This window comes from Moorena sp. SIO4A5, from assembly GCF_010672005.1.
Lineage (GTDB): Bacteria > Cyanobacteriota > Cyanobacteriia > Cyanobacteriales > Coleofasciculaceae > Moorena.
This window is the reverse complement of sequence record NZ_JAAHHZ010000096.1, coordinates 1-24365: the sequence shown is the minus strand read 5'-3', so window position 1 is coordinate 24365 and position 24365 is coordinate 1. Positions and strand designations below refer to the sequence as shown.

The window sequence follows — 24365 nt, the reverse complement described above, 5'->3', positions numbered from 1 at the left end:
ACACCTACGATGGCACTGGTGGTATTGCCCTAAACTCCTTTTGGCGGCGGTTAGTGTTTGCCCAGTATCTCAAAGACTGGCAGATGGTACTGACTGGGAATTTCACACCCGAAACACGGTTACTGTTTCGCCGTAATATTCGGCAACGGATTCAAGAGATCGCTCCCTTCTTACGCTATGACGCTGACCCCTACCTGGTAATTGCTGATACTTCTCAAGCTGAGTCAGGGGTCACTAAGAATTATCTCTACTGGATTGTGGATGGCTACACCACAAGCGATCGCTACCCCTATGCCGACCCAGGTGACAACCAGTTTAACTACATCCGTAACTCCGTAAAAGTGGTTATTGATGCCTACAATGGCGATGTTAGTTTCTACATAGCTGACCCAAAAGACCCGATTATTCAAACTTGGAGTAAGATTTTACCAAATTTCTTCAAGTCACTGGATCAGATGCCCACCAACCTGCGGACTCATCTGCGCTACCCCATTGATCTATTTAATATCCAATCCGAGCGCTTGCTAGCATATCACATGACTGACCCCCAGGTCTTTTACAACCAAGAGGATTTGTGGCGGATTCCCCAGGAAATTTATGCTGGTAAATCTCAACCAGTGGAACCCTACTACATTATCATGAAACTCCCCAAGGAGAAATCAGAAGAATTTATCTTGCTCCACCCCTATACACCTACAGGTCGTAATAATTTAATTGGTTGGCTAGCTGGTCGCTCTGATGGGGATCAATATGGCAAGTTACTCCTGTATCAGTTTCCCAAGCAACAACTCATCTATGGACCAGAGCAAATTGAAGCTCTGATTAATCAAGATCCAGTCATCTCTCAACAAATTTCCTTATGGAATCAAAAGGGGTCAAGAGCAGTTCAGGGGAATCTTTTGGTTATTCCCATCGAGCAATCGCTACTGTATGTTGAGCCATTGTATTTAGAAGCTGAGCAACATAGTCTGCCAACATTAGTGCGAGTTATTGTGGTTTATCAAAACCAGATTATTATGGCTCAAAATCTAGAAGAGGCACTTGATGCCATCTTTAAGCCAGAGCAAAGTAAGACATCAGCAATTGTACGTCCAGTCGAGGAAACTGCACTCCCTTAGCTAATCTAGCTAAATCCGGTTGTCATACCCTTAATAAAAATCTCCCCATCTCCCCAAACTTCCCAAACTTCCCACACTTCCCACACTCCTCAAACTTGCCACACTTCCGATGATGGGTATTCAACCAGAGTTGATATTATGGCTAAATTTCATGGCTAAATCTAAAATCTCTGGTAGAGACTCTAACCTTTGAGGGGAACATATCCATGCCGGAGAATTTGAGAAGCCAAGTGGTTACCCAAGGTGTTCAGCGAGCGCCTAACCGAGCCATGCTGAGGGCTGTTGGTTTCACTGATGACGATTTTACTAAGCCCATTGTTGGTCTTGCTAATGGCTACAGCACTATTACTCCGTGCAATTTGGGTTTAAATGATTTGGCCAAACGAGCAGAGGCGGGATTGACAACTGCTGGTGCTATGGCTCAAATGTTTGGTACAATTACGATTAGTGACGGGATTTCCATGGGAACGGAAGGGATGAAATATTCCCTGGTATCCCGGGAAGTAATTGCTGATTCCATTGAGACCGCTTGTAATGGCCAAAGTATGGATGGAGTTTTGGCCATTGGCGGCTGCGATAAGAATATGCCAGGGGCGATGATTGCCATTGCCAGGATGAATATCCCAGCAATTTTCGTTTATGGTGGCACGATTAAACCTGGACATCTAGATGGTGAAGATTTAACGGTAGTTAGTGCCTTTGAAGCGGTTGGGAAACACAGTGCTGGCAAGATTGATGACGCTAAACTCAAGGCGGTGGAACTCAACGCTTGCCCTGGTGCTGGTTCCTGTGGCGGCATGTTTACCGCTAATACTATGTCCTCTGCTTTTGAGGCAATGGGGATGAGTTTGCCCTATTCTTCTACCATGGCGGCGGAAGATGTTGAAAAAGCCGATAGTGCTGAGAAATCTGCTTTTGTGTTAGTCGAAGCAATTCGCCAGCAAATACTACCTAGGCATATTCTAACACGAAAGGCTTTTGAGAATGCGATCGCAGTAATTATGGCAGTAGGTGGTTCCACCAACTCCGTCTTGCATCTGTTAGGGATCGCCCATGCTGCTGGAGTAGCCTTATCCATTGATGACTTTGAAACCATCCGGGCTAAAGTACCAGTCCTGTGTGACCTCAAACCCAGTGGTCGCTATGTCACTGTCAATTTGCACCGCGCCGGGGGGATTCCCCAAGTGATGAAAATGCTGTTGGTCCATGATTTGCTCCATGGGGATGCTTTGACCATTTCCGGCCAAACTATAGCGGAAGTGTTAGCAGATGTACCTGATCAACCCCCTGCTGACCAAGATGTAATTCGTCCTTGGGATAATCCTGTGTATGCTCAAGGACACTTAGCGATTCTGAAAGGCAATCTAGCCACAGAAGGGTCAGTAGCAAAGATTACTGGGGTAAAAAATCCTCAAATCACCGGTCCAGCACGAGTATTTGAATCCGAGGAAGCCTGCTTAGATGCGATTCTGGCCGGTAAAATCAACTCTGGTGATGTGATTGTGGTGCGCTATGAAGGACCAAAGGGTGGCCCAGGCATGCGGGAAATGCTGGCTCCCACATCAGCCATTATTGGTGCTGGGTTAGGTGATTCGGTCGGATTAATTACCGATGGACGATTTTCTGGAGGTACTTATGGCATGGTAGTCGGTCATGTCGCACCAGAAGCAGCGGTTGGAGGTGCGATCGCATTAGTCCAGGAAGGGGATATGATTACCATTGATGCCCATCAGCGTTCCTTACAACTAAATGTGTCCGATCAAGAATTAGAGCAACGCCGTGCTAGTTGGCAAGCACCCAAGCCCCGTTATACCACAGGGGTATTGGCAAAGTATGCCACCTTAGTCTCTTCCAGTAGTGTCGGAGCAGTAACGGATTTAGATTTGGATTAACACTTATACACAGTTGCTATCTCCCTATCTATCTTTGACGAGCATCAAACCTAAGCATTCAGCTATCAGTTATCAGCTATAGCAGTCGCCAGGGCAGGCGCGGACATGACAAAAGTCTCAAACCTAAGTAAGCGCAAGAGTTTGACTTCTGACTTCTGACTTCTGACTTTTGACTTTTGCTATATCAGCTAATGGGCTACGGGCACGCTACTGTTCGCGCAGCGTGCCCGTAGCGCAATCGGTGCTTTTAGGTGCGACCCGTGGCGAATTAAATTCGCCAAGGTCAAGCGCACCTTTGAATAAAATAAGCTGACCACTGACCACTGACCGCTGACCGCTGACCGCTGACCGCTGACCGCTGACCGCTGACCGCTGAATGCTTACAATGAAACAGCCCTGCCTTACGCGCGGGGGGTTACGGGGGATTCCTGCTCCCTAAAAGCCAGTAATTTGTAACTCACCCCATTGAAAACTGCTATATATGATGCATAACGCCCTGAAAAGGTTGTCTCAACATCAATTTGTACTTGGTTGGCTGCTAGGGGGGCTACTGTTTCGGTGTATCATTGCTTTCTGGCTTTACCCTGGTATTGATGAAGCCTATTACTATGTCTATAGCCTGCATCTAGACTGGAGTTATTTTGATCACCCAGTTTTAGTTGCCCTGACTACTGGCTTTGGGACTTGGATAACGGGAGAGGTTTCCCAATTCACTATTCGTCTGGGTGCCCTGATTTTGTATACAGGTAGCCTATTGCTACTGTATCTGACTAGCACTCATCTATTTAACACCAAAGCAGCTCGATTGACGTTAGCGATCGCTACCATTATTCCGATTTTTCAAATTGGCTTTGGTGTGCTTAGCTTACCCGATAGTCCCCTGATATTTTTCTGGTCAGCTAGTTTGTTATGTGCTGCTTACGAATTTTTTCCCCTAAGAGGGAAACATTCAAGGAAAAAATTCTCTAGTCAACCCAATAGTTTATATTACAATACTCCACACCCTAACCCCCACACCCTAACCCCTATTTATGATTCATACCGACCTAGCTATCGGTTAGCACTCCTAGGTATTTTAGTAGGTTTAGCTTGTCTAGGTAAATATCATGGCTTTGTTTTGGGATTAGGATTAGTTGGTTTTTGCTTAACGAGTCCACGTCATCGTTGTGCATTGTTGTCACCTTGGGCATGGCTAGGTTTAATGTTATTTATCATAACTATTTTTCCAATTTGGTACTGGAATATACAGCATGATTGGATATCGTTTACTTTCCATTTATCCACCCGTTTTAAACCAGAGCCAGAGGTACCTCAGCAGGGCTACAATTGGCTAAATGTATTAGTGATAGTTTTATCTGGGATAGCTTATCTTTTCCCTACGATGGCATTGCCGATGTGGTGGGTGAGTTTGCGATCGCTACTTGCTCAATTTACCGGGTATAGCAAGACATCAACATTGGAGTCAAGATTGATCCTATGGGTATCCCTACCCCTAGTTCTAGGCTTTACCCTCTTAGCAGGATATCACCAAATTTTGCCCACTTGGCCGATGCCAGGATTTTGGGGGATAACCTTACTACTAGGGCAACAGGCGCAACAGTGGCAAATGCGTTCGCCCTTAGGCGGGCACAAAGTGCGATCGCCCAACGGCGGGCACTTCCTGTCATCGCGCCATTGGGTAAACCGATGGCTAAAGGGTTCAGCCATAGCAATAGCTAGCCTATTATTGTTTGTGCTGCTACATATCACTACAGGAACACTGCAAAAATCCGGTCACTATGCTTTACTTGGGGGTTTTCTCTCTCCCAAGGATGACCCCTCTACAGAACTGATTGATATTCAGCAACTGCGACAAGGATTTGCTCAGTCTCCTGTCCTAAGTGAGGCATTACAAGAGTCTAGCTTTGTCTTTAGTAATGGGTATTATATCAGTGGGATCGTAGGGATGGCGATTACTCCCCTGACCTCTACACCGATTACCTGCTTGGGAGAGGATATGCGTGGTTTTATGGTCTGGTTCCAGCCTGAGCAATGGTTGGGTAAAGATGGACTATACGTTACTCTGGAGCGATTTCAAGAGTTAACAGATAGCTATCGAGCTTATTTTCAGGATATGCAGGAAATAGGGACAGTGCCGATTCGACGAGCTGGAGCAGTCACAGAGGTTTTCCATGTGTATTGGGCGACTAAGATGGTCAAGCCTTATCCTAGATAAGAGCTCGAATCAGTCACAGACCTAGGATTCAAGGTTTTCTCAGTCGCTCTGCACGGATACAGCCTCCCTCCCAATCCCACTTTGGGTCAGATTCATTTGGCTTATATTGCGCCCAAGGATTGCCACTCTCATCCTGATACAAGACTGTAATCTCGGCAGTAGCTCTACTTCCCCAAGGTGCTTTTACTCTAATCTGGTCTTGGCACTGGAAAACTTCACCCTCAGAATTAGTAACGCTCTTGAGTGCGATTTGGGGTTTGCGCTCAATTGAGGGTATTCTTTTGATGACTAATTTTTTTGGCGGTTCTGGTTCTGTCAAGTTTCTTGAGGAATTGTAGTATCGATTACTTTCTTTTATTTTAGACGCTAGATACTAGCAAGTCGCAAGGGTGTAAGTTGGTAAGTAATCAGGGGTAATGACATCTTACCTGGCAACATCCCTACTTCCAAGCACATGCCATTATCTATCCTGGCAGGCTACATGATTGTTTATATTGAGGACAATAAAAAACCAAGCTACACTCCCCTATCGGATGAGTGTAGCTTGGTCCGTCATTCCAAATCGCCCTTTGCGATGGCACTTCGTGCCCGCCTAAGGGCGAACGCAAAGGGAAATTGTAAACAGCATCGCTGCCAAAACTGCTGCTACCGTCCGAACGTGATTCCAAAATGTCCAATCCGTCAGGAATCTTGCCCATAGGGTTGTAGCTTCAGTACTGTCTGGCGTGACGATCGCGAGGGCATCATTAAGCGGGATATTGCACGCGAAGGTCACGCCGATTGTGCCAATCAGATAAAGCAGAGTACCCGCCAGCCAATAGACAGCACCTGGTTGATGCCACTGCAGCAGTAACGAAATAGTTAGCAATGTGCAAGCAGCAGCGGTTCCCAGAAATGCCATCATAAACCAGGGATTGATCACAGTGATATTGATCGATTGCATGGTGGCAATACCTTGTGCTGGTGGTTGCTGAGCCAGAGCCTTCATCACAAAGGTCGAAAAGGCGAAGAAGATGCCAGCGGCCAGACCACTGCCGATTGCTGTTAACAGCATTAGAGAAAAGCGGAAGTTGTGAACAGTTACCATAAAGTCTCCTGGGAATTTTCGTGTTTTGTGAAAGTGTTTAATATCTAAGCGGTCAGCGGTCAGCCGTCAGCGGTCAGTTTTTGGCTGATATTTCATTAAGCATTCAGATGTTTGACATTCCTAAACTCCGAAACTCAGTCATAGCTTACTTTTGACTTCTGACTTCTAACTTCTGACTTGCGCTATAGCTGATAGCTGATAGCTGATAGCTGATAGCTGAATGCTTACTTCAATACGACAAACTTGGTGTCTTGTGAATATACTTTTCATCTGCCAGTTGCTTCAATATGAAATCAGCGACATCAGCACGAGAAATTTTGAGTTTTGATGTCTTATCGTTACTTGGAAAACCGTGTCGATATTTGCCAGTGCGATTCCCATCTACAAAGGCTCCAGGACGAACAATTGTCCAGTCTAGACTGCTTTGCTGAACATAGTTCTCTTGCCTTTGATGATCAGCAAACACGTGTCGTAACAGGAATCCAAACATGATATACTTCCAGAAAAAGTTCAGATTTTCCCAACTATCTCCTGCTCCAAGGGTTGATTGGCAGATAAAGCGTCGGATTCCTGCTTTTTCCATGGCGTGAATGATCTGTTGTGTTCCCTCTGACCGGATTGTCCCTGTCATCTTCTGACCTGCTCCGAGTAAACACACCACTGCTTCTTGACCTTGGACCGCCTTCTCCACTGAAGTGACATCCATGACATCCCCCTGAACAACCTTGAGATTTGCGTGGTTGATATCTAGCTTGGCGGGATTCCGTGCAAATGCTGTAACCCTGTGTCCCTGCTCAAGGGCCTGTTCCACAACCTGCCGACCTGTACCACCGGTTGAACCAAAAATAAGTATATTCATCTTGTTGATACTTTCTGCTTAACAATCACCCTTACAGCTTAGAAAGGCGATTGATGCTAAGCTGTCTAGTTCTTGTGGTACTATCACAATCTTGCGATCGCTTTTCACGTTTTTGCTGGAAAGCACCCCAAGCTGACTATAATCGGAACTAGACGCACTGGAGTTGGATAATGAAAAATCCTGCTATCCAACAGCCTCAAACAAATGGCTTATCCCAGAAGTCTCCCCAAACACAAAGCTGGGAGAATATTCGAGTCCAACACTTCCAACATCCTGCTGGAGAGGGAAATTGTCATTACAATGATGAGCATACCCTTTCTATCTCCCTTGCTCCTCGTCCCGTTCGGTTGCTGCAAATTCAGGCAGGCAAAACTTATACAGGGCTGTATAAAAAAGGAGACATGTCCATTACCCCTGCCAAGACACCGTTTTTTGCTCGGTGGGACAGTGATGATAATTACTTGCAGATTCGGCTTAAATCTCAGTTTATTCAAAGCGTAGCTAGCCAAACCCTTGAACAGAATCCCGATCGGCTAGAATTACTGCCTGAATTTCGGACTCGCAATCCACAGATTGAAGCGATCGCAATCATGCTACTGACTGAACTTCAACAGGAATCTAATGGCAGCACACTTTACATAGATTCTCTGGCTAACGTCTTGGCAGTGAATTTACTGAGGCAGCACGCAGCTACCAAACCTCAGTTGCCAATTTACCAGGGTGGCTTACCCCTGCGTCAACTACAGCAAATTATAGATTACATTGATACACATTTAGATCGAGATATTAAACTAGCAGAATTAGCTCGATTGCTAGACATGAGCCAATTCCATTTCAGCCGTCTATTTAAGCAGTCAATTGGCATGTCTCCCTACCAATACTTGATTCAGCAACGGGTAGAACGGGCGAAGCAGTTGTTGAAACTAAAAGACCGATTAATTGTGGACATTGCCTTAGAGTGTGGGTTCAACAGCCACAGCCATTTGAGCAAAAAGTTTCGACAATTGACAGGGATGACACCGAAAGCATACAGAGCAAATTAGTAAGCATTAAGCCGTCAGTTATCAGCTATCAGCTAATGCGCGTAGCGCATTAGCTGATAGCTTACCTTAGTCCTCTCTTGGGTGTGGTCAGAGCGCCAACATTGGTTCCTAGGGGTGAAGATGGGAGTTTACTATAAACCGAAAGAACCGACTATTGTCCCTGATGGTTTCGTGACATCTCCCGACGCTGCCAAGCGCGGGACAGCGCGGGCTTCTTACCAACTCCAGCTACTGCGTTCGGATACTCGATAAGCTTTATTAACGACACGGTCAGAAGTTACCGCAAGAATAGGGCAGCCTTTATGGTTAGTCGGTTATGCGTAAAGGGTTAAAACTTTATGATTAAGGCTGCCCTATTCTAAGGTTTCGTCTCCGGGATGCCCCTCCGCGCCGGAACAATACAAAAAGTTCTATATTTAGTTGGTAGGTGGCGGTTAGCTCTTAATTTATTTTCCCTACCATTCCTACTATATCACATTGGTAAGCTCCGTTGGGACCCTTGCCCCGCGCTTCCCATACGACACTTACCCAGCGATGCAGCGCGGTCATGGGGGTTCCCCCCATGACCGCGCTGCATCAAGACAATGAAGGTAACGTGCGGGGCTTCTCGCGGTTCAACGGTTAGCGGATTATCTCAAAACAATGGGGATTGATCCAGAAACCCTACCCTGAAGCGGAATCATAACCGTCAACCTTTGATCAGTAATAATCTATCCTTGATCAATTTAAAACCCGACTTTCCGGATATAGGGTAAAAGGGATTGCTATACTAACCACAGCATAGATGGTAAAAAAGCGAGATTTGTTGTAAGATATGCAGCCCACTGACGCCAACAAGTTTACTGATAAAGCCTGGGAAGCGATTGTTAAATCTCAAGATGTCGCCCGTCGCTGCAAAAATCAACAGCTGGAAGTCGAACACGTTGCGATCGCATTGTTGGAACAAGATGGGCTACCCAATCGAATTCTATCCCGTATCACTGTTGATGTTAACCGGTTTCAGCAACAACTGGAAAATTTTGCTAACCGCCAACCTAAGGTCGCTAACCTAGACCAATTGTACCTGGGTCGTGCTTTAGACGTGATGCTCGATAATGCGGAAGCCTATCGCAAGGCTTTGCAGGATGACTATATTGCAGTAGAACATCTGTTACTGGCTTTAGCGGTGGATGAACGGGTAGGACGCCGCTTGCTCAAAACCTATAACCAGGATGCGGCAAAGCTCGAAGCCGCCATTAAAGCCATCCGAGGCTCTCAAAAGGTCACAGACCAAAATCCCGAATCCCGTTACGAAGCCTTGGAAAAATACGGGCGGGATTTGACCGAAGCCGCTCAAGCCGGAAAACTTGACCCAGTGATTGGTCGGGATGAAGAAATTCGTCGGGTGGTTCAGGTGCTCTCTCGTCGGTCCAAAAATAACCCCGTGTTGATTGGAGAGCCAGGGGTAGGAAAAACTGCGATCGCAGAAGGACTAGCCCAACGAATTGTGAATGGGGATGTCCCAGAATCCCTCAAAAACCGCCAGCTGATTTCCTTAGATATGGGCAGCTTGATTGCAGGTGCTAAATATCGGGGGGAATTTGAAGACCGACTTAGAGCTGTACTCAGGGAAGTGACCCACTCAGATGGTCAAATTGTCCTGTTTATCGATGAATTGCACACCGTAGTCGGAGCTGGTGCTAGCGGTGGCACTATGGATGCAGGGAATTTACTCAAACCAATGCTAGCTCGGGGAGAATTGCGTTGTATTGGAGCAACTACCCTTGATGAGTACCGTAAGCATATTGAAAAGGATGCTGCTCTAGAACGTAGGTTTCAGCAAGTCTATGTTAAGCAACCAACTGTAGAAGACACCATTTCGATTTTGCGGGGACTCAAAGAACGCTATGAAGTCCATCACGGGGTTAATATAACCGACTCAGCCTTGGTAGCAGCAGCTACCTTATCCCAGCGCTACATTAGTGACCGATTTTTACCCGATAAAGCCATTGATTTGGTGGATGAGGCTGCAGCCAAAATCAAAATGGAAATTACCTCCAAGCCAGTAGAATTGGAAGCGACTGACCGCAGGCTGATGCAGCTGGAAATGGAAAAGTTATCTCTAGAAGGGGAAGATAAGCGAACCACTGCCACCACCGCCACCTATAGTTCTGCCCAAGAACGGTTAGAGCGCATTGAAAAAGAAATTGTGGTTTTACGGGGAAAACAGGAACAACTCAATAAACAATGGCAATCGGAAAAGCAACTGTTACAAGACATCAGTGCCTTAAAAGAGGAAGAAGAACACTTAAGGGTACAAGTGGAACAGGCAGAACGGAATTATGACCTGAATAAGGCAGCCCAGCTAAAATATGGCAAATTAGAAGCTTTACAGCGGGACCGGGAAGCCAAAGAAAGTATGATGCTGGAACTCCAATCGGGAGGTAGTGCTCTGTTGCGAGAACAAGTCAGTGAATCCGATATTGCCGAAATTGTGGCCAAATGGACCGGAATTCCCCTGAAGCGATTGCTGGAATCAGAGCGCCAGAAGTTATTACAGCTCGAAGGACATTTACATAAACGGGTGATTGGGCAAACAGAAGCCGTTTCAGCTGTATCTGCTGCCATTCGTCGCGCTAGAGCAGGGATGAAAGATCCCGGGCGTCCCATTGGTTCGTTCTTGTTTATGGGACCAACTGGGGTCGGTAAAACCGAATTAGCTAGAGCACTGGCACAGTTTCTGTTTGACAGCGAAGAAGCTTTGGTGCGGATTGATATGTCCGAGTATATGGAAAAACACGCAGTTTCTCGGTTAGTAGGTGCCCCACCAGGATATGTAGGGTATGAAGAAGGAGGACAACTGTCAGAGTCCGTGCGTAGGCGTCCTTACTCAGTAGTATTGCTCGATGAGGTGGAAAAGGCACACCGGGATGTATTTAACATTTTGTTACAGGTACTTGACGACGGACGAATTACCGACTCCCAAGGCAGAACCGTCGATTTCCGGAATACCATTATTGTCATGACCAGCAATATTGGCAGTGAGCATATTTTGGGAGTAGCTGGGGATGATTCCAAGTATGAAGAAATGCGCAAACGAGTGACAGAGTCCTTGCGATCGCATTTTCGCCCAGAATTTGTGAACCGGGTCGATGATGTGATCATATTCCATACCCTAACCAAGGATGAATTGCGGAAGATTGTCGGGATTCAACTCAAACGGATTGAGCGGCTGTTGGCAGAGCAAAAGATTACCCTGGCAATGTCTGAGCAAGCTCAAGATTATCTGACCGACGCTGGATATGATCCCGTCTATGGTGCTCGTCCCTTGAAGCGGGCAATTCAGCGGGAGTTAGAAAATCCCATTGCTACTAAGATTTTAGAAAATATGTTTATCGAAGGGGATACCATTTTCATTGATTGTGGAGATCAGGGGCTTACATTTAGTAATAAAGTACCCAGTAAACCAGTAACAGCTAGTGAATCAGTTGTTCCAGCGGTTAGTTAAGAGCAGGGAGCAGGGAGCAGGGAGCAGGGAGCAGCGGAATAGGGAACAGGGAACAGGGAACAGGGAACAGGGAACAGGGAACAGGGAACAGAGGGAACAGGGAACAGGGGGAAGAGTTTGGGTTACCTGGATCTGCACCTTCAAAGCCCTGGAAACCACAACCGTTGGTGATCTGACTCCCCGCGCCCCTGCCCCACACTTCCCCATCTCCCCATCTCCCCCTCTCCCCATCTCCCCATCTCCCCATCTCCCCATCTCCCCACACCTTTAAAACTGGAAGTAAAGAAATTCGGACACTCTGTTAAGAGATAGTAGGCAAAATGTAGCGATTAAGCCAATACCTGTTGCCCAGTACCAGCTAGGCTTGAAGTGTTCCATGATTTGCTGGGTATTAGGCAAAAAGGTAACCCCTAGGATTAGTCCGAATAGTACCATAAAGGTCTTTTCTAAACCTATAGGTGGCAGAAGAACGTTCATCTCTTGCCACTCCTGAAATTGGATGCCTAAGGGGGTTAACCAACCCAAGGTATTTTGATAAGTAGTAGGCAAGATAACGCCCTTGAGTCCTACCATTGCCTGTAATATTCCTAAACCATCACTAATACTAGTTGCCCGAAACAATACCCACGTACTCACCACTGCTAAAAATGTCAGGATCCAGGCTATAATTTTCGGCATCGATAGCTTCATTTGCCGCCAGCTATGATTAATTACCAAAAATAAGCCATGGAGTCCCCCCCAAATCACAAATGTCCAGCCAGCACCATGCCACAATCCTCCGAGAAGCATTGTGGCTAATAAGTTACCATATTGACGTAGACGACCGCGACGATTACCACCAAGAGGAATATACAGGTAATCCCGGAGGAAATTGGATAAGGTAATGTGCCAACGTCGCCAAAAGTCACTGATAGATCTCGCTTTGTAGGGGGAATTAAAGTTAATCGGTAGGCGGATATTTGTGATTAATCCTAAGCCAATGGCCATGTCAGAGTAGCCGGAAAAATCGAAATACAGTTGAAAGGTATAACTCAATGCCCCAACCCAGGCTTCTACAAAGCTGAGTTGGTCAGTATTGTTAAAAATAGTGGCTACCCAGGGAGATAGATTATCTGCGATCGCAACTTTTTTCCCTAAACCTAGGATAAAGAGGCTCAGCCCCATTCCCATATTTTTCCAGGAAAACAGGCTATTGCGTAACTTCTCAAACTGGGGCAATAGTTCATCGTAACGGAGAATTGGACCGGCTATCAGTTGGGGAAAGAAGGACACAAACAGGCTATAGGTCATAAAATTATACCTACACTTTTTCGTTTCCCCACGATAAGCATCAACAATATAGGCAATTTGGGTAAAGCTATAAAAAGAAATCGCTAAAGGAAGTAAGATTGGTGGAATAGTGATACTTGTGCCTAAAATATAGTTTAATGAATCTACGAAAAAATTAGCATATTTGAAATAGCCCAAAATCGCTAAATTAAAGCAAATACCTATCCAAAGCAGCAGTTTAGTTTGCTGTTTATAACTAACTACTGTAGATACTAGGCTTGAGATTTTATCGGGTTTATCAGGAGCCGCACTATCCTCTCCACTTCCTTCGTCTAAAAGAATTACTAGCTTCTCTATCTGTTTACCAATGACATAGTTACCACTAATTGAAATTAGCAACAGAGGCAGATAAGCAATTTTCCAATAACCATAAAAAAATAGGGATGCCAACGTCATCCATACCCAGGTCGCTTTAACCACACGGAAGCGACTTAAGCCAAAAAAAACCACCAGGGTAATGGGAAGAAAGCCGAAGATGAAAGCGTATGAGTTGAATAACACGGTAGATGACTCTCGGTAAGTAGGAAATGCTAGGAATATTGCTGTTTTTTAACAGTCAATAGTGAAGAGTTAACACTAAATAGTCAAAACGATACAGTCAACAGTAAACACTAAAGAGTCAACGGTCAACACTCAAAAAATTTTTGGATAAGGGAAAATTATTTTATAAACACCCTGCATGTCCCTTACCTAGTCCGGTGTCAATGGTTCTAGTCAATGACGTCCATACTCAAAGGTTTTTAGGTAAGGGAAAATAATTTGTAAACACCCTGCATCTCCCTTACCTTGTCTAGACCACGAGTTATATGGGTAAGTTCACCCATGCTGGCCAATGGGATCGCCCTTGAATTCCAGGAAAATACAGTTGTTGATTTTATCATAATTATGATTGAGTGGGTGAAGGAGGTTCTCTCCATCAATCTCAAATCACCAATCAGGATATCTCAGGATATCAAATTATGCTTCTATTAGTTGAGCCAATTTGGCAAAATTGTGGTGATTTACTAACAAAGCTAGATGAGCTAGTTCTATGGCTGTTGACTTTACTGTAGCGATTCCGACCTATAATGGGGCGAAGCGTTTACCATTACTGCTCGAACGACTGCGATCGCAAACTTTCCTCAACTCCATCAGTTGGGAAATTATTGTTGTTGACAACAATAGTAGTGATGATACTGCCCAGGTTATTCAAGACTATCAAAGCAATTGGGATTTATCTGTCCCCTTAAGATATTGTTTTGAACTCGAACAAGGATCAGCATTTGCCAGGTTGCGAGCTGTCCAGGAGGCTAAAGGTGAATTAATCGGTTTTTTAGATGATGACAATTTACCTGATCCCAACTGGATTGCTGCCGCCTATAGCTTTGGTCAAAAGTATCCTAAGGCAGGAGCCTACAGTGGTCAAATTCACGGTGATTTTGAAGTCGAACCCCCAGAAAATTTTGATCCCATCAAGCAATTTCTCGCAATTCGGGAACATGGACCAAACCCCCATCCCTTTCAACCCGAGCAAATCAGGCTACCCCCAGGGGCAAGCTTAGTCGTTCGTAGACAAGCTTGGCTCGATAGTGTGCCACCTCGTCCCAGTTTGACAGGCAAACTGCCCGGATTATTCGTGCAGGGGGATGATTATGAGCCATTGCTGTATATGTACAAAGCAGGTTGGGAAATTTGGTATAACCCAGCCATGCATAGCTATCATCAGATTCCCCAGTGGCGTCTTCAGAGAGATTACTTACTCACTCTCGCTCGTGGCTGTGGTTTAGCAACCTGTCAGCTCCGCCTGATTAATGCTACCTTTTGGCAAAAGCCTATAGTAATTACCAAAACCTTATTGGGAAATTTGCGCCGATTTCTCCTACATTTCCTTAAGTATCGAGGACAATTTAAAACTAATCTCATTGCTGCCTTTGAACTAGAATTCTTCTGGGGCAGTTTGCTCAGTCCATTTTTTACTATTAGAAAGCTTTTACAAAATAAGGGAACAGGGAACAGGGAACAGGGAACAGTGGAAAATAATAGTTGACGCACATACTATCATTATAACACTTTTTTAATAGGTATGTTTAGATAAAAAAAAATCATATTCAATGAAGTACAAAAACTAATTTTTCCGACTCCCGATTCCCGATTCCCGATTCCCGATTCCCGATTCCCTATTCCCTACTCCCTACTCCCTACTCCCTACTCCCTACTCCCTACTCCCTACTCCCTACTCCCTACTCCCTACTCCCTTTGCTAAAATGACTCAAATATCCTTAATTATTCCAGTTAGAAATAGGCAACACTATACTCAGAATATTCTGAGTCAAATTTTTCAGCAAATTCCTCAAGCAAATACCGATAATACCTCAGTTATCTCAGTCATCATAGTAGATGATGGTTCCACAGATGGCACCCCAGACATGATTAGACGTCAATTTCCCAATGTTTACTTAATTGAGGGAGATGGCAATCTTTGGTGGACAGGTGGAATTTGTCTCGGGATGAACTATGCCATAGATAAATTAGACTCCGATTACCTAGTGTGGCTAAATGATGATATTTCTCTGTCAGACAATTTCCTTAACAACCTGATTGATATTTGTCAATCTCCACTGTACAATAATACAATTGTTGGGGGTATTGTCCGGGATAAAACCTATTCCGATTGGATTGTGTTCAGTGGCATGCATAAAAAACAGCCAATTCGGAGTATGGATTATTTTGCGACAGCAGAAGCTAGGTCAGTCGATACCCTAAATGGTAATATAGCTATCATCCCCAGAGCAGTGGTCGATAAAATTGGATTTCCAGATGCTGATAGATTCCGGCATTACGGCGGTGACTTTGAGTTTGTTAGTCGTGCTCATAAATCAGGATTTAACGTGATTTTGTCAAGTAAACTCCAAGCCACTACTGATTATAATTTAAATGACTTGATTCGTTATATGCCCCCTTTACTACAATGGTATCTTCAACCGAATACAGCCAAAAGACTAGAGATATTGAAAGGATTCACTAATTTAAAGTCAAATTATAATATCTGGCATATGGTCAATATAATTTATGAAGAATCACACCATGTACCTTTCTGGAGGTATGCTATTTCCTATGTTAGGCAAGTTATTAAACTGTTAGTCAGTGATTTTTTACTCAAGAGTAAAACCGAAACAACTCTCAAAACCTATTTGAAGCAGCAAAATGCTCCAGAAGAAACTATTAAGGGGCTAATGAACCATAGAACTAAATCAGTATAGCATTGTCAGCTATCAGCTATCAGCTATCAGCTATCAGCTATCAGCTATCATATTAAACTAAATACTTAAATTTTTTCCTACTCCCTACTCCCTATTCCCTACTCCCTGCTCCCTGCTCCCTACTCCCTACTCCCTTAATGTCAGAACCATGAAATTTAAATGAAGGCCAGCTTAATATCTATAATTATACCGGTTTATAATGACGAAAAAACTATCAAACAGACTATTCAATCTGTTTTAAATCAGACATTTACGGATTTTGAAATAATTGTCATTGATGATGGCTCCCAAGACTCGACAGGGGAAATAATTTATAGTATCAAAGATGTTCGATTAAAAATTTTTTCCTATCCCAATGCTGGTGTCAACTCAGCCCGTAATCGTGGATTATCCCATGCTTCAGGGGACTATATTGCTTTCCTAGATGCCGATGATCTCTGGCATCCAGATAAATTAGAGTTCCAGTTAAAGGCTTTAGAGGCAAACCCCCAAGCCGCCGTTGCCTATAGTTGGACAGATTATATCGATGAATCAGGTCAGTTTGTGCGGCGGGGTAACCATATCACTCTCAATGGTAATGTTTATCCTCAGCTCTTGCTAACTGATTTTTTGGAAAATGGTTCTAACGTCCTGATTCGTAAGAAAGCATTTGACACAGTTGGTCAATTTGATGAATCCCTAACCCAGGCAGAAGATTGGGATATGTGGCTGCGGCTCGCAGCTCGTTATCCCTTTGTAGCTGTACCATACCCACACATTTTATATCGAGTCTCAGCTAATTCAGCCTCTTCTGATACTTCCAAGATGGAAGCAGGTTGCTTACAAGTAATTGAACGAGCCTTTGCTGCTGCTCCTGATTCTCTACAATATCTGAAAAAGCACAGCCTCGCTAACCTGTATAAGTACCTAATTTTCAAGGCTTTTGAATCATTTCCAGAACGACACATAACCCTAGCCGCACTCCGATTTCTTTGCCATGCCCTCAGACATGATCCAACCTTATTACTGGCAAAGGTTACCTTAAAAGTATTGCTGAAAATTATCCTATTACTTATATTACCTGCTCCTCAGTCTACCGCATTACTGAATCGATTTCCAGGATTATTTAATACTAGCACTATTCTTGGATATCTGCGAACAGAACCTTAGAGCATCTTGGTTTTAGGGAGCTTCGGAGCAGGCAAGTGTGGGGAGATGGGGAGATGGGGAGATGGGGCAGATTTTTATTAAGGGTAATTATCCGGAGATGATATTAGTGATTGGCTCAAGACAATACTAATGGTGCGAGGTTTGGTGTTGATGAGCTGAGCCTGTTAATAACTTTCAACATAATAACCTTTAACATAAAATAGCAATTCTCTCTCCGATTAGGGACAAAGCGATCCCCCTAAATCCCCCTTAAAAAGGGGGACTTTGAGATTTATAAATGTACCTCATCAATGCAATAAACTAACCTTGGCCAAAAGGCCACGCTACGCGAACAACCTGCTAACCTTAAACACTAATAACCTTGGCCTTTTGGCCACGCTACGCGAACAACCTACTAACCTTAAACCTACTAACCTTAAACTTACTAACCTTCAACCTACTAACCTTAAACCTACTAACCTTAAACTTACTAACCTTCAACCTACTAACCTTCAACAATAATAACCTTAAACCTGCTAACCTTGGCCTTTTGGCCACGCTACGCGAACAACATACTAACCTTAAACCTGCTAACCCAAAAAAATAGCCGCAGAAATACTTTCCACGGCTAGGAATTTTCGCTTATGCACTCAATTTTATTACCAATCTGTTCGCTACGCGAACAGACCGGAGCCTTTGTCCGGGGGGGAAACCCCCCCAGAAATTTAAGGTGTTAACGCCAAATCCAGTATCTCCTCATCATCGTCATAAATTGCCCTGGAATTCCAGTGGGCTGAAGAGGACTCCACTCCGAAAGCTGTGCATAGCCCATGGCATTAAGGATATGCATGGTATGGCTTATTTGCTGGCGAGTTCCCTTCAGAATATACGGAACAAGGAATTCTTTTTCGGAAAACTCCTCAGGAGTAATCTCCGGAGTGATATCCTCTGGATTGTTGTCTGAATTTGGCAGAAAATTGTGATGCATAGTCGAAACAATGTTTTTAACTTAATAAATATAATCATAATGATTACTAACATATTTGTCAAGGGTTTTTAGAATTTTTTTTGAGGGATAATTTAAAGGAAACGAGGAAATCGGGAATCGGAAATCGGGAATCGGGAATCGGGAATCGGGAATCGGGAATCGGGAATCGGGAAAATATCGGAAGCGTTCGCGTAGCGTGACATGCAGGTCAATCGCGTAGGGTGACATGCAGGTCAATCGCGTTTTTTTTTAATTAAAATTACCGATAAAATCGGTTAGCTAAAATTGTAATAACAAGTTAGCGTTAGCGTAGCGTGACATGCAGGTCAATCGCGTAGCGGCTCTTTGCTGAGCATCGCGTTTTTTTTCGGAGTAATATTACCGAAAGCTTCGACAACAGTAAATTTGTAAAATCTGAAGTTCCCTACTCCCTACTCCCTACTCCCTACTCCCTGTTCCCTTTGCCATTAATCTACACCGTTCAATCATATCAATATAAGCTGGCGATAACTCCTGCCAACTAAACCGTTCATAGACCGTACGATGACAATTTTCACGCTTACTATCGTTATACCCTTCACTCAATACTTGAGTAATTAAATTAGCTAAACTTCCGGTTAATTCAAAATTAGCGAAATATCCTTCATTGCCTAAAACAAAGTGAGTAATGTCATAATCATGAGCTAAACAAGGTAAACCATGGGACATCGCTTCCACAATTACTCTTGGTAATCCTTCATGGAGAGACGCTAAGACGAAAAGATCAGCAACCTGATAGTAATTCGTTACTTGCTCACGAGCAACAGTTCGCACTTGAAACTGATCAACCCCTAATAGCTCTTGGCCAAGCTGAATAATTTCTGGTGATTCAGCATCCTGTTGACCTAATAATAATAGGAATGGTCTAGGTTTTGGCAAACTCGCTACTTCATTAATAATGTAGTCCATGCGTTTATGATACTTATTAATCGCTGCGACAGAAAGAATTAACGGTTGCTGTTTCGGTAGTCCTAATTTCTCTCGTAACCCCTCTCGTTCTAATGGTGACAGTATCTGTAATTTGGAAGGGATGAAGAATCCAGAGGGAAGTAGACTTTGTTTCTCAACAGGCTCTCCATAGGTTAACGCCTGTTTATAGTGAATTGGTGTTAACTGCTGTACATGATCCCAACGGTAAAAAGGAGGAGAGAAGGCTCCTCCATTACGGAAAAGCAGCTTATAATTCTGTTTTGTCAAACGCCGCCAGTGCCACAGTAGATAGCCTAAGCCATCATCACTGAAGTAAATTACCTCTGGACGTTCACGATATATATGTGATAATAAACTTACGATAAATGATGCTTGTTCAATAAAGTAGCCTTCTTGTCTGACAAAATAGTCACCTTTTTTTAAAAAGTTACTTAATTGCTTAACCAATCTTCCCAGTTGACCGGCCATCCAACTATACCGTGGTAGATTCCATAATGTAATCATTTTTTCTTGAGACTTACCTCCTCCTTTAAACAGGGTGATATCAAGAGAAGATTCCTGAGATAAAGCGGCGAAGCACTCTTGGGCAAACGATTCATAGCCCCGCTGGATATGACCCAGACCAGAACAGATTATAAAAACTTTAGTCATGGTATATAGCAGTTATCAATATGGGTGAGGTACTTTCGTCTTGGGTTTTAGGGAGCAGGGAGCAGGGAGTCGGGAGTAGGGAGTCGGGAGGGTGGAGTGGTAAAAATTATGTGTATCTCATGAATGAGTCTGAGAATTGCTATAGCGGATTTATTTATCTTGGGTATATAGTTAAATTGTATAGCGCTGCGCTCAGGTAATAGGGAATTGATCACTTTGGTTTTTTTGTTAAAATAGCTTTTTTTATAGTAATGACGTAAACAGGATTTTTTGGCAATTCCGAAGTTCCCGACTCCCGACTCCCGACTCCCGACTCCCGACTCCCGACTCCCGACTCCCGACTCCCGTTCCCATCCTGGGAGGGGTTAGGGGGGATTCCGACTCCCGACTCCCTTTTGTTAACATCTAAAATTAACCTATAATAATTATGATACTTAACGGGATTTTAGTTAGATCAATCATTGTTGGTGCTTGGTCTTTTGTCAAGAGCAAACTACCACCAGAAGGAAGACGAAAACTAGGAACATTCCTAGGACGAATGGCTCAAAAGCCTCTAATCACTAGTCTAGTGCGTTGGTATGATCAACGGTCAGTGGATGCCTATCTGATTTCATTTCCTAAATCTGGACGAACCTGGCTCAGATTGATGATTGGACGGGTATTAGAAAAGCATTTAGGTCTAACTGACCCCAAAATTATGGAGAGAATATTGGAGTTGGAAACCTTAGCACCATTGCACCCTGATGTCCCAAAAATTCGAGTTATTCATGATGATGAACCAGAATGGAAAAAGCCTGATGAACTTGTTCAAAGTAAGGCCAACTATAAAAATGCTAAGGTAATTCTATTAGTCCGAGACCCTAGGGATGTAGTAGTATCTATCTACTTTGAACATACTAAACGGGTGGGACACTATGCTCACATCATGCAGCAAGTAGACTCTCTGAAGCAGTATGCTGAACGAATTAAACCCTATGAGGGGGATTTGCCTAGCTTCATTCATGAGTCAGTGGGGAGCTTTGATACCTTGATTAGGTATTACAATATATGGGAAGCTAATCGCCATCTACCGAAATATTTTTTGCTGGTGCGTTATGAAGATATCCAAACAAATACCCAAAAAGAATTGAAGCGGGTTTTAGAATTTTTAGGTGTTAAATCAGTTCGGAATGAAGTAATTGAGGAAGCTGTTAACTTTGCCTCCTTTAAGAATATGCGCCAGATGGAACAAAACCGGACATTTAAATCCGATCGCTTGACTCCAACTGACCAGCAAGATCAAGAGTCTTACAAAACTCGTAAAGGAAAAGTGGGAGGATTTACTGAATATTTAAATCAAGAGGATATTGATTATCTGAATTCAAAAATGGAGGAAAATTTATCTTATTTTTACCACTACAAACCCTGAAGCTGTTGTGGGTTATGATACTAAGTAGCGGTCAAAGGTACAACTTTCTATTGCCCCAATCTCCCCATCTCCCCATCTCCCCATCTCCCCATCCCACCAATCTACTATCTTTGAATGCAACTCGGTATCAGGTGTGGGGTGTTTAGCGATCGCGTAGCGTGACAAGCAAGTCAATCGCACTCAAGGCAAGTGGGCTTATTCAACAGGCTAGACTAAACTAGTGTATATATCTAGCTAGTCGGCTATTAAAAATGATTCTTAACCAAAACTTCCAGGTCATTGATAATGCTGCCCAAATTGATGAGCACTTTTGTTTAAAATTAGAACCGGAAGCTAAGGCAAAAGTCTACCGAGTCTTGATCAACGATACAGGACAAATCCTACTCGATCCAATTCCAGAAGAAGAACAGTGGTTATGGCAAAATCCCGAAACCCTGGCGCAGGTGAAACGAGGTATCCACCAAGCAGCAGAAGGGAAAGGAAAATATTTAGGTGATTTCGCTCAGTATGCTAGCCTGGAGATTGATGACTAGTGGATTTTCGGTTGGAATTTCAATCTGAAGCTGAACAAGCAGCTGACTGTTTTGGCTATTACCTCTCATCCCTAGCCAGGAAATTTTTCATTGTTGTCCCTATCCCTACCATGTTCTGTAGATTTGGGGGGTTAGGGGGGCGAAACCAACTAAACTTCACTAGTCTTCCCCAAGATACGGAAATCCGAATCCCTATCGGTGGACAACCCCATCTGTCGTATCAAAAGTTATCCCTCAGAATCGTTAAAGGGACATTCATATAAATATACCTATACCAATGACTGTACTGGAACAAGGCACAATCACGATTCATACTGAGAATATCTTCCCGATTATCAAGAAGTCTCTCTACACCGATCACGAAATCTTCTTGCGGGAGCTGATCTCCAACTCAGTGGATGCCATCCAGAAGTTGAAGATGGTCTCTTATGCTGGGGAGATTGACGGGGATGTGGGAGACCCGGAAATTAAAATTACCATTGATAAGGATAAGAAAACTCTCTCCATCTCAGATAACGGCATTGGGATGACTGCCGATGAGGTGAAAAAGTATATTAATCAAGTTGCTTTTTCTAGCGCTGAAGAATTTATCCAGCAGTACCAAAAGGAAGCTGACCAACAGATTATCGGTCACTTCGGATTGGGTTTCTATTCTGCTTTCATGGTGGCTCAGAAGGTGGAAATTGATACCCTGTCTTATCAATCAGGAGCTTCAGCGGTTCATTGGGCCTGTGATGGTTCTCCAGCCTTTGAACTATCGGATTCTGAGCGCACCGAACGGGGTACTACCGTTACCCTGACCATGCAAGAGGAGGAACAGGAGTACCTAGAACCCTCACGGATTCGTCAGCTAGTCAAATCCTACTGTGATTTCATGGCAGTGCCCATCAAGCTGGAAGATGAGGTGATCAACAAGCATGAGGCACTGTGGAAGAAATCTTCAAGAGACCTGACCAAAGAAGACTATCTAGAATTCTATCGCTATCTTTACCCGTTCCAAGATGAACCCTTGCTGTGGGTACATCTAAACACAGATTATCCTTTCTTGCTTGATGGCATTCTCTATTTCCCTAAGCTAAAGCCAGACGTGGATGTGACTAAGGGGCAAATCAAGCTTTTCTGTAATCAAGTGTTTGTGAGTGACAACTGTGAGGAAGTAATTCCTAACTTCCTGATGCCACTGCGAGGGGTGATTGATAGTCCTGATATTCCCCTGAATGTTTCCCGTTCTGCTCTGACCAAGGACAGGACAGTGGCTCGGATTGGTGACTTTATTGCTAAGAAAGTTGGCGATCGCTTAAAGCAACAGTATCAAGATGAGCGGGATAAGTACATCCGTTCCTGGCAAGATGTGGGTACATTCGTTAAGTTTGGCTGCATCAATAGCGATAAGTTTAAGAAACAAGTAGAAGATATTGTGATCTTCCGCACCACCTATCAACCGGTGGAAAGTTCCGAAGCTCCAACCACTGATACCCCTACTGACACCCCTAAGGTAGAAGTGCAATCCCAAGAGGGGGATGCTTGGGAGGATGTCACTCCAGATGCTGGCACAGAAAAGGACAAGTCTTCCTCTTCTCAACCCTACACTACCATCAAAGAGTATCTAGAGCGCAATAAAGAAAATCACGAAAATCGGGTATTCTATTGCACTGATGAGGCTAGCCAAGCCACTTATGTAGAACTGCACAAAAATCAAGGGTTAGAAGTCCTATTTATGGACTCCTTTATCGACACCCACTACATTAGCTTCTTGGAACGGGAATATACAGAGGCTAAGTTCTCTCGGGTCGATTCGGACTTGGATGATACCCTTGTTGATAAGGAGCAGGAAAAAGAGATTGTTGACCCGAAGACCAACAAAACCCGTTCTGACCTGATTAAGGAACTGTTCGAGCAAGCGATTAATAAGCCTAAGGTCAATGTCCGGACTCAAGCCCTCAAGTCTGATGACCCCCAAGGCACCCCACCGGCAATGGTATTGTTACCGGAAGCAATGCGCCGTCTACAGGAAATGACTGCCATGATGCAGCAGGAGTCAGTGCAGTTCCCAGAGGAACATATTTTAGTGGTCAATACCACCCACCCACTGATTCAGAATCTAGTCAACCTCAGTCAAAGCAGTATTATTCAGAGTGGCGGTCAGTCTCCCTCAGCGGAATTGGCTAGCATGATTTGTCAGCATGTCTATGACCTGGCACTGATGGCCCAGAAAGGCTTTGATGCCGAAGGCATGAAGGCGTTTGTGGAACGGTCGAATAAGGTTATGACCCGTTTGACGCAAGAGTAATCGGGAGTAGGGAGTAGGGAGTAGGGAGTAGGGAGTAGGGAGTAGGGAGTAGGGAGTAGGGAGTAGGGAGTAGGGAGTAGGGAGTAGGGAGTAGGGAGTAGGGAGTAGGGAGTAGGGAGTAGGGAGTAG

At 44.1% G+C, this 24365-nt stretch carries 22 protein-coding genes; 13 read left to right on the top strand and 9 right to left on the bottom strand.

The window, feature by feature from the left end:
- From F6K57_RS24425 to F6K57_RS24415, 3 genes are all read left to right on the top strand, one after another.
- A partial coding sequence (locus F6K57_RS24425; protein ID WP_293071246.1) for a UPF0182 family protein occupies positions 1 to 1118 on the top strand: 1118 nt, incomplete at its 5' end.
- A 206-nt stretch (positions 1119 to 1324) separates the two neighbouring features.
- The gene (gene ilvD / locus F6K57_RS24420; protein WP_293039394.1) at positions 1325 to 3010 is read left to right on the top strand and encodes a dihydroxy-acid dehydratase; all 1686 of its coding nucleotides are present in this window, start codon (positions 1325 to 1327) and stop codon (positions 3008 to 3010) included.
- Between the two features lie 481 nt (positions 3011 to 3491).
- The gene (locus tag F6K57_RS24415) at positions 3492 to 5225 is read left to right on the top strand and encodes a glycosyltransferase family 39 protein (protein ID WP_293071244.1); all 1734 of its coding nucleotides are present in this window, start codon (positions 3492 to 3494) and stop codon (positions 5223 to 5225) included.
- 28 nt (positions 5226 to 5253) lie between these two features.
- On the opposite strand, the gene F6K57_RS24410 is transcribed toward F6K57_RS24415, so the two are convergent.
- The 3 genes from F6K57_RS24410 to F6K57_RS24400 all read right to left on the bottom strand — a co-directional run bounded on the left by F6K57_RS24410 (position 5254) and on the right by F6K57_RS24400 (position 7171).
- Entirely contained in the window at positions 5254 to 5544 is a 291-nt protein-coding gene (locus tag F6K57_RS24410) for a hypothetical protein (RefSeq protein WP_293039400.1), read from the bottom strand.
- Positions 5545 to 5817: 273 nt separating this feature from the next.
- Positions 5818 to 6312, bottom strand: a complete 495-nt coding sequence (locus F6K57_RS24405) for an anthrone oxygenase family protein (protein WP_293039403.1) — start codon at positions 6310 to 6312, stop codon at positions 5818 to 5820.
- Between the two features lie 229 nt (positions 6313 to 6541).
- Positions 6542 to 7171: an SDR family oxidoreductase gene (locus F6K57_RS24400; protein WP_293071241.1), complete on the bottom strand. Its 630-nt coding sequence runs from the start codon at positions 7169 to 7171 to the stop codon at positions 6542 to 6544.
- Between the two features lie 170 nt (positions 7172 to 7341).
- On the opposite strand from F6K57_RS24400, the gene F6K57_RS24395 reads away from it, so the two are divergent.
- From F6K57_RS24395 to clpB, 3 genes are all read left to right on the top strand, one after another.
- A complete protein-coding gene (locus tag F6K57_RS24395) occupies positions 7342 to 8214 on the top strand; it encodes a helix-turn-helix domain-containing protein (protein ID WP_293071239.1) in 873 nt (290 codons plus the stop codon).
- Positions 8215 to 8295: 81 nt separating this feature from the next.
- Entirely contained in the window at positions 8296 to 8466 is a 171-nt protein-coding gene (locus F6K57_RS24390; RefSeq protein ID WP_293071237.1) for a hypothetical protein, read from the top strand.
- A gap of 562 nt (positions 8467 to 9028) precedes the next feature.
- The gene (gene clpB / locus F6K57_RS24385; RefSeq protein WP_293039415.1) at positions 9029 to 11701 is read left to right on the top strand and encodes an ATP-dependent chaperone ClpB; all 2673 of its coding nucleotides are present in this window, start codon (positions 9029 to 9031) and stop codon (positions 11699 to 11701) included.
- On the opposite strand, the gene F6K57_RS24380 is transcribed toward clpB, so the two are convergent.
- Together F6K57_RS24380 and F6K57_RS24375 are read right to left on the bottom strand one after the other, a co-directional pair.
- Entirely contained in the window at positions 11694 to 11948 is a 255-nt protein-coding gene (locus F6K57_RS24380) for a hypothetical protein (RefSeq protein WP_293028005.1), read from the bottom strand. The two genes, clpB and F6K57_RS24380, sit on opposite strands and share 8 nt — an antisense overlap.
- 20 nt (positions 11949 to 11968) lie before the next feature.
- A complete protein-coding gene (locus F6K57_RS24375; protein ID WP_293071234.1) occupies positions 11969 to 13531 on the bottom strand; it encodes an MBOAT family protein in 1563 nt (520 codons plus the stop codon).
- A gap of 529 nt (positions 13532 to 14060) precedes the next feature.
- On the opposite strand from F6K57_RS24375, the gene hpsE reads away from it, so the two are divergent.
- From hpsE to F6K57_RS24355, 4 genes are all read left to right on the top strand, one after another.
- Positions 14061 to 15056 (top strand): hormogonium polysaccharide biosynthesis glycosyltransferase HpsE, encoded by a 996-nt coding sequence (hpsE, locus tag F6K57_RS24370; protein WP_293071232.1) that lies wholly within the window; start codon positions 14061 to 14063, stop codon positions 15054 to 15056.
- Between the two features lie 217 nt (positions 15057 to 15273).
- Positions 15274 to 16269, top strand: a complete 996-nt coding sequence (locus F6K57_RS24365) for a glycosyltransferase family 2 protein (RefSeq protein WP_293071230.1) — start codon at positions 15274 to 15276, stop codon at positions 16267 to 16269.
- A gap of 159 nt (positions 16270 to 16428) precedes the next feature.
- Complete coding sequence (locus tag F6K57_RS24360) at positions 16429 to 17418, top strand: glycosyltransferase (protein WP_293027997.1); 990 nt, start codon at positions 16429 to 16431, stop codon at positions 17416 to 17418.
- Between the two features lie 306 nt (positions 17419 to 17724).
- Entirely contained in the window at positions 17725 to 17919 is a 195-nt protein-coding gene (locus F6K57_RS24355) for a hypothetical protein (protein ID WP_293047527.1), read from the top strand.
- Between the two features lie 211 nt (positions 17920 to 18130).
- Here the strand turns inward: F6K57_RS24355 and F6K57_RS24350 are convergent, their stop codons facing one another.
- The 3 genes from F6K57_RS24350 to F6K57_RS24340 all read right to left on the bottom strand — a co-directional run bounded on the left by F6K57_RS24350 (position 18131) and on the right by F6K57_RS24340 (position 20220).
- Positions 18131 to 18385 carry a hypothetical protein gene (locus tag F6K57_RS24350; protein ID WP_293047529.1) on the bottom strand — a complete coding sequence of 85 codons (255 nt, stop codon included), beginning with the start codon at positions 18383 to 18385 and terminating at the stop codon, positions 18131 to 18133.
- Positions 18386 to 18823: 438 nt separating this feature from the next.
- The gene (locus F6K57_RS24345) at positions 18824 to 20005 is read right to left on the bottom strand and encodes a glycosyltransferase family 4 protein (RefSeq protein ID WP_293071227.1); all 1182 of its coding nucleotides are present in this window, start codon (positions 20003 to 20005) and stop codon (positions 18824 to 18826) included.
- Between the two features lie 47 nt (positions 20006 to 20052).
- Positions 20053 to 20220: a hypothetical protein gene (locus tag F6K57_RS24340; RefSeq protein ID WP_293047534.1), complete on the bottom strand. Its 168-nt coding sequence runs from the start codon at positions 20218 to 20220 to the stop codon at positions 20053 to 20055.
- A 212-nt stretch (positions 20221 to 20432) separates the two neighbouring features.
- Between F6K57_RS24340 and F6K57_RS24335 the strand changes: the two genes are divergently transcribed.
- A complete protein-coding gene (locus F6K57_RS24335; RefSeq protein ID WP_293071225.1) occupies positions 20433 to 21413 on the top strand; it encodes a sulfotransferase domain-containing protein in 981 nt (326 codons plus the stop codon).
- A gap of 12 nt (positions 21414 to 21425) precedes the next feature.
- Here F6K57_RS24335 and F6K57_RS24330 read toward each other — a convergent pair whose 3' ends face one another.
- Positions 21426 to 21593, bottom strand: coding sequence for a hypothetical protein (locus tag F6K57_RS24330; RefSeq protein WP_293047540.1), 168 nt, complete (start codon positions 21591 to 21593; stop codon positions 21426 to 21428).
- A 71-nt stretch (positions 21594 to 21664) separates the two neighbouring features.
- On the opposite strand from F6K57_RS24330, the gene F6K57_RS24325 reads away from it, so the two are divergent.
- A complete protein-coding gene (locus F6K57_RS24325; protein WP_293047542.1) occupies positions 21665 to 21946 on the top strand; it encodes a hypothetical protein in 282 nt (93 codons plus the stop codon).
- Between the two features lie 277 nt (positions 21947 to 22223).
- Positions 22224 to 24236 (top strand): molecular chaperone HtpG, encoded by a 2013-nt coding sequence (htpG, locus tag F6K57_RS24320; RefSeq protein ID WP_293071222.1) that lies wholly within the window; start codon positions 22224 to 22226, stop codon positions 24234 to 24236.
- Positions 24237 to 24365: the final 129 nt, after the last annotated feature.

What these genes read in the sequence shown, in the direction of transcription:
- hpsE (WP_293071232.1), top strand. Translation starts at nt 14,061, where the DNA reads ATGGCTGTTGACTTTACTGTAGCGATTCCGACCTATAATGGGGCGAAG.
- F6K57_RS24325 (WP_293047542.1), top strand. Translation starts at nt 21,665, where the DNA reads ATGATTCTTAACCAAAACTTCCAGGTCATTGATAATGCTGCCCAAATT.
- F6K57_RS24365 (WP_293071230.1), top strand. Translation starts at nt 15,274, where the DNA reads ATGACTCAAATATCCTTAATTATTCCAGTTAGAAATAGGCAACACTAT.
- F6K57_RS24360 (WP_293027997.1), top strand. Translation starts at nt 16,429, where the DNA reads ATGAAGGCCAGCTTAATATCTATAATTATACCGGTTTATAATGACGAA.
- F6K57_RS24345 (WP_293071227.1), bottom strand. Translation starts at nt 20,005, where the DNA reads ATGACTAAAGTTTTTATAATCTGTTCTGGTCTGGGTCATATCCAGCGG.
- clpB (WP_293039415.1), top strand. Translation starts at nt 9,029, where the DNA reads ATGCAGCCCACTGACGCCAACAAGTTTACTGATAAAGCCTGGGAAGCG.
- F6K57_RS24415 (WP_293071244.1), top strand. Translation starts at nt 3,492, where the DNA reads ATGATGCATAACGCCCTGAAAAGGTTGTCTCAACATCAATTTGTACTT.
- F6K57_RS24395 (WP_293071239.1), top strand. Translation starts at nt 7,342, where the DNA reads ATGAAAAATCCTGCTATCCAACAGCCTCAAACAAATGGCTTATCCCAG.
- F6K57_RS24400 (WP_293071241.1), bottom strand. Translation starts at nt 7,171, where the DNA reads ATGAATATACTTATTTTTGGTTCAACCGGTGGTACAGGTCGGCAGGTT.
- ilvD (WP_293039394.1), top strand. Translation starts at nt 1,325, where the DNA reads ATGCCGGAGAATTTGAGAAGCCAAGTGGTTACCCAAGGTGTTCAGCGA.
- F6K57_RS24380 (WP_293028005.1), bottom strand. Translation starts at nt 11,948, where the DNA reads ATGGGGAGATGGGGAGATGGGGAGAGGGGGAGATGGGGAGATGGGGAA.
- htpG (WP_293071222.1), top strand. Translation starts at nt 22,224, where the DNA reads ATGACTGTACTGGAACAAGGCACAATCACGATTCATACTGAGAATATC.
- F6K57_RS24335 (WP_293071225.1), top strand. Translation starts at nt 20,433, where the DNA reads ATGATACTTAACGGGATTTTAGTTAGATCAATCATTGTTGGTGCTTGG.
- F6K57_RS24350 (WP_293047529.1), bottom strand. Translation starts at nt 18,385, where the DNA reads ATGCATCACAATTTTCTGCCAAATTCAGACAACAATCCAGAGGATATC.
- F6K57_RS24405 (WP_293039403.1), bottom strand. Translation starts at nt 6,312, where the DNA reads ATGGTAACTGTTCACAACTTCCGCTTTTCTCTAATGCTGTTAACAGCA.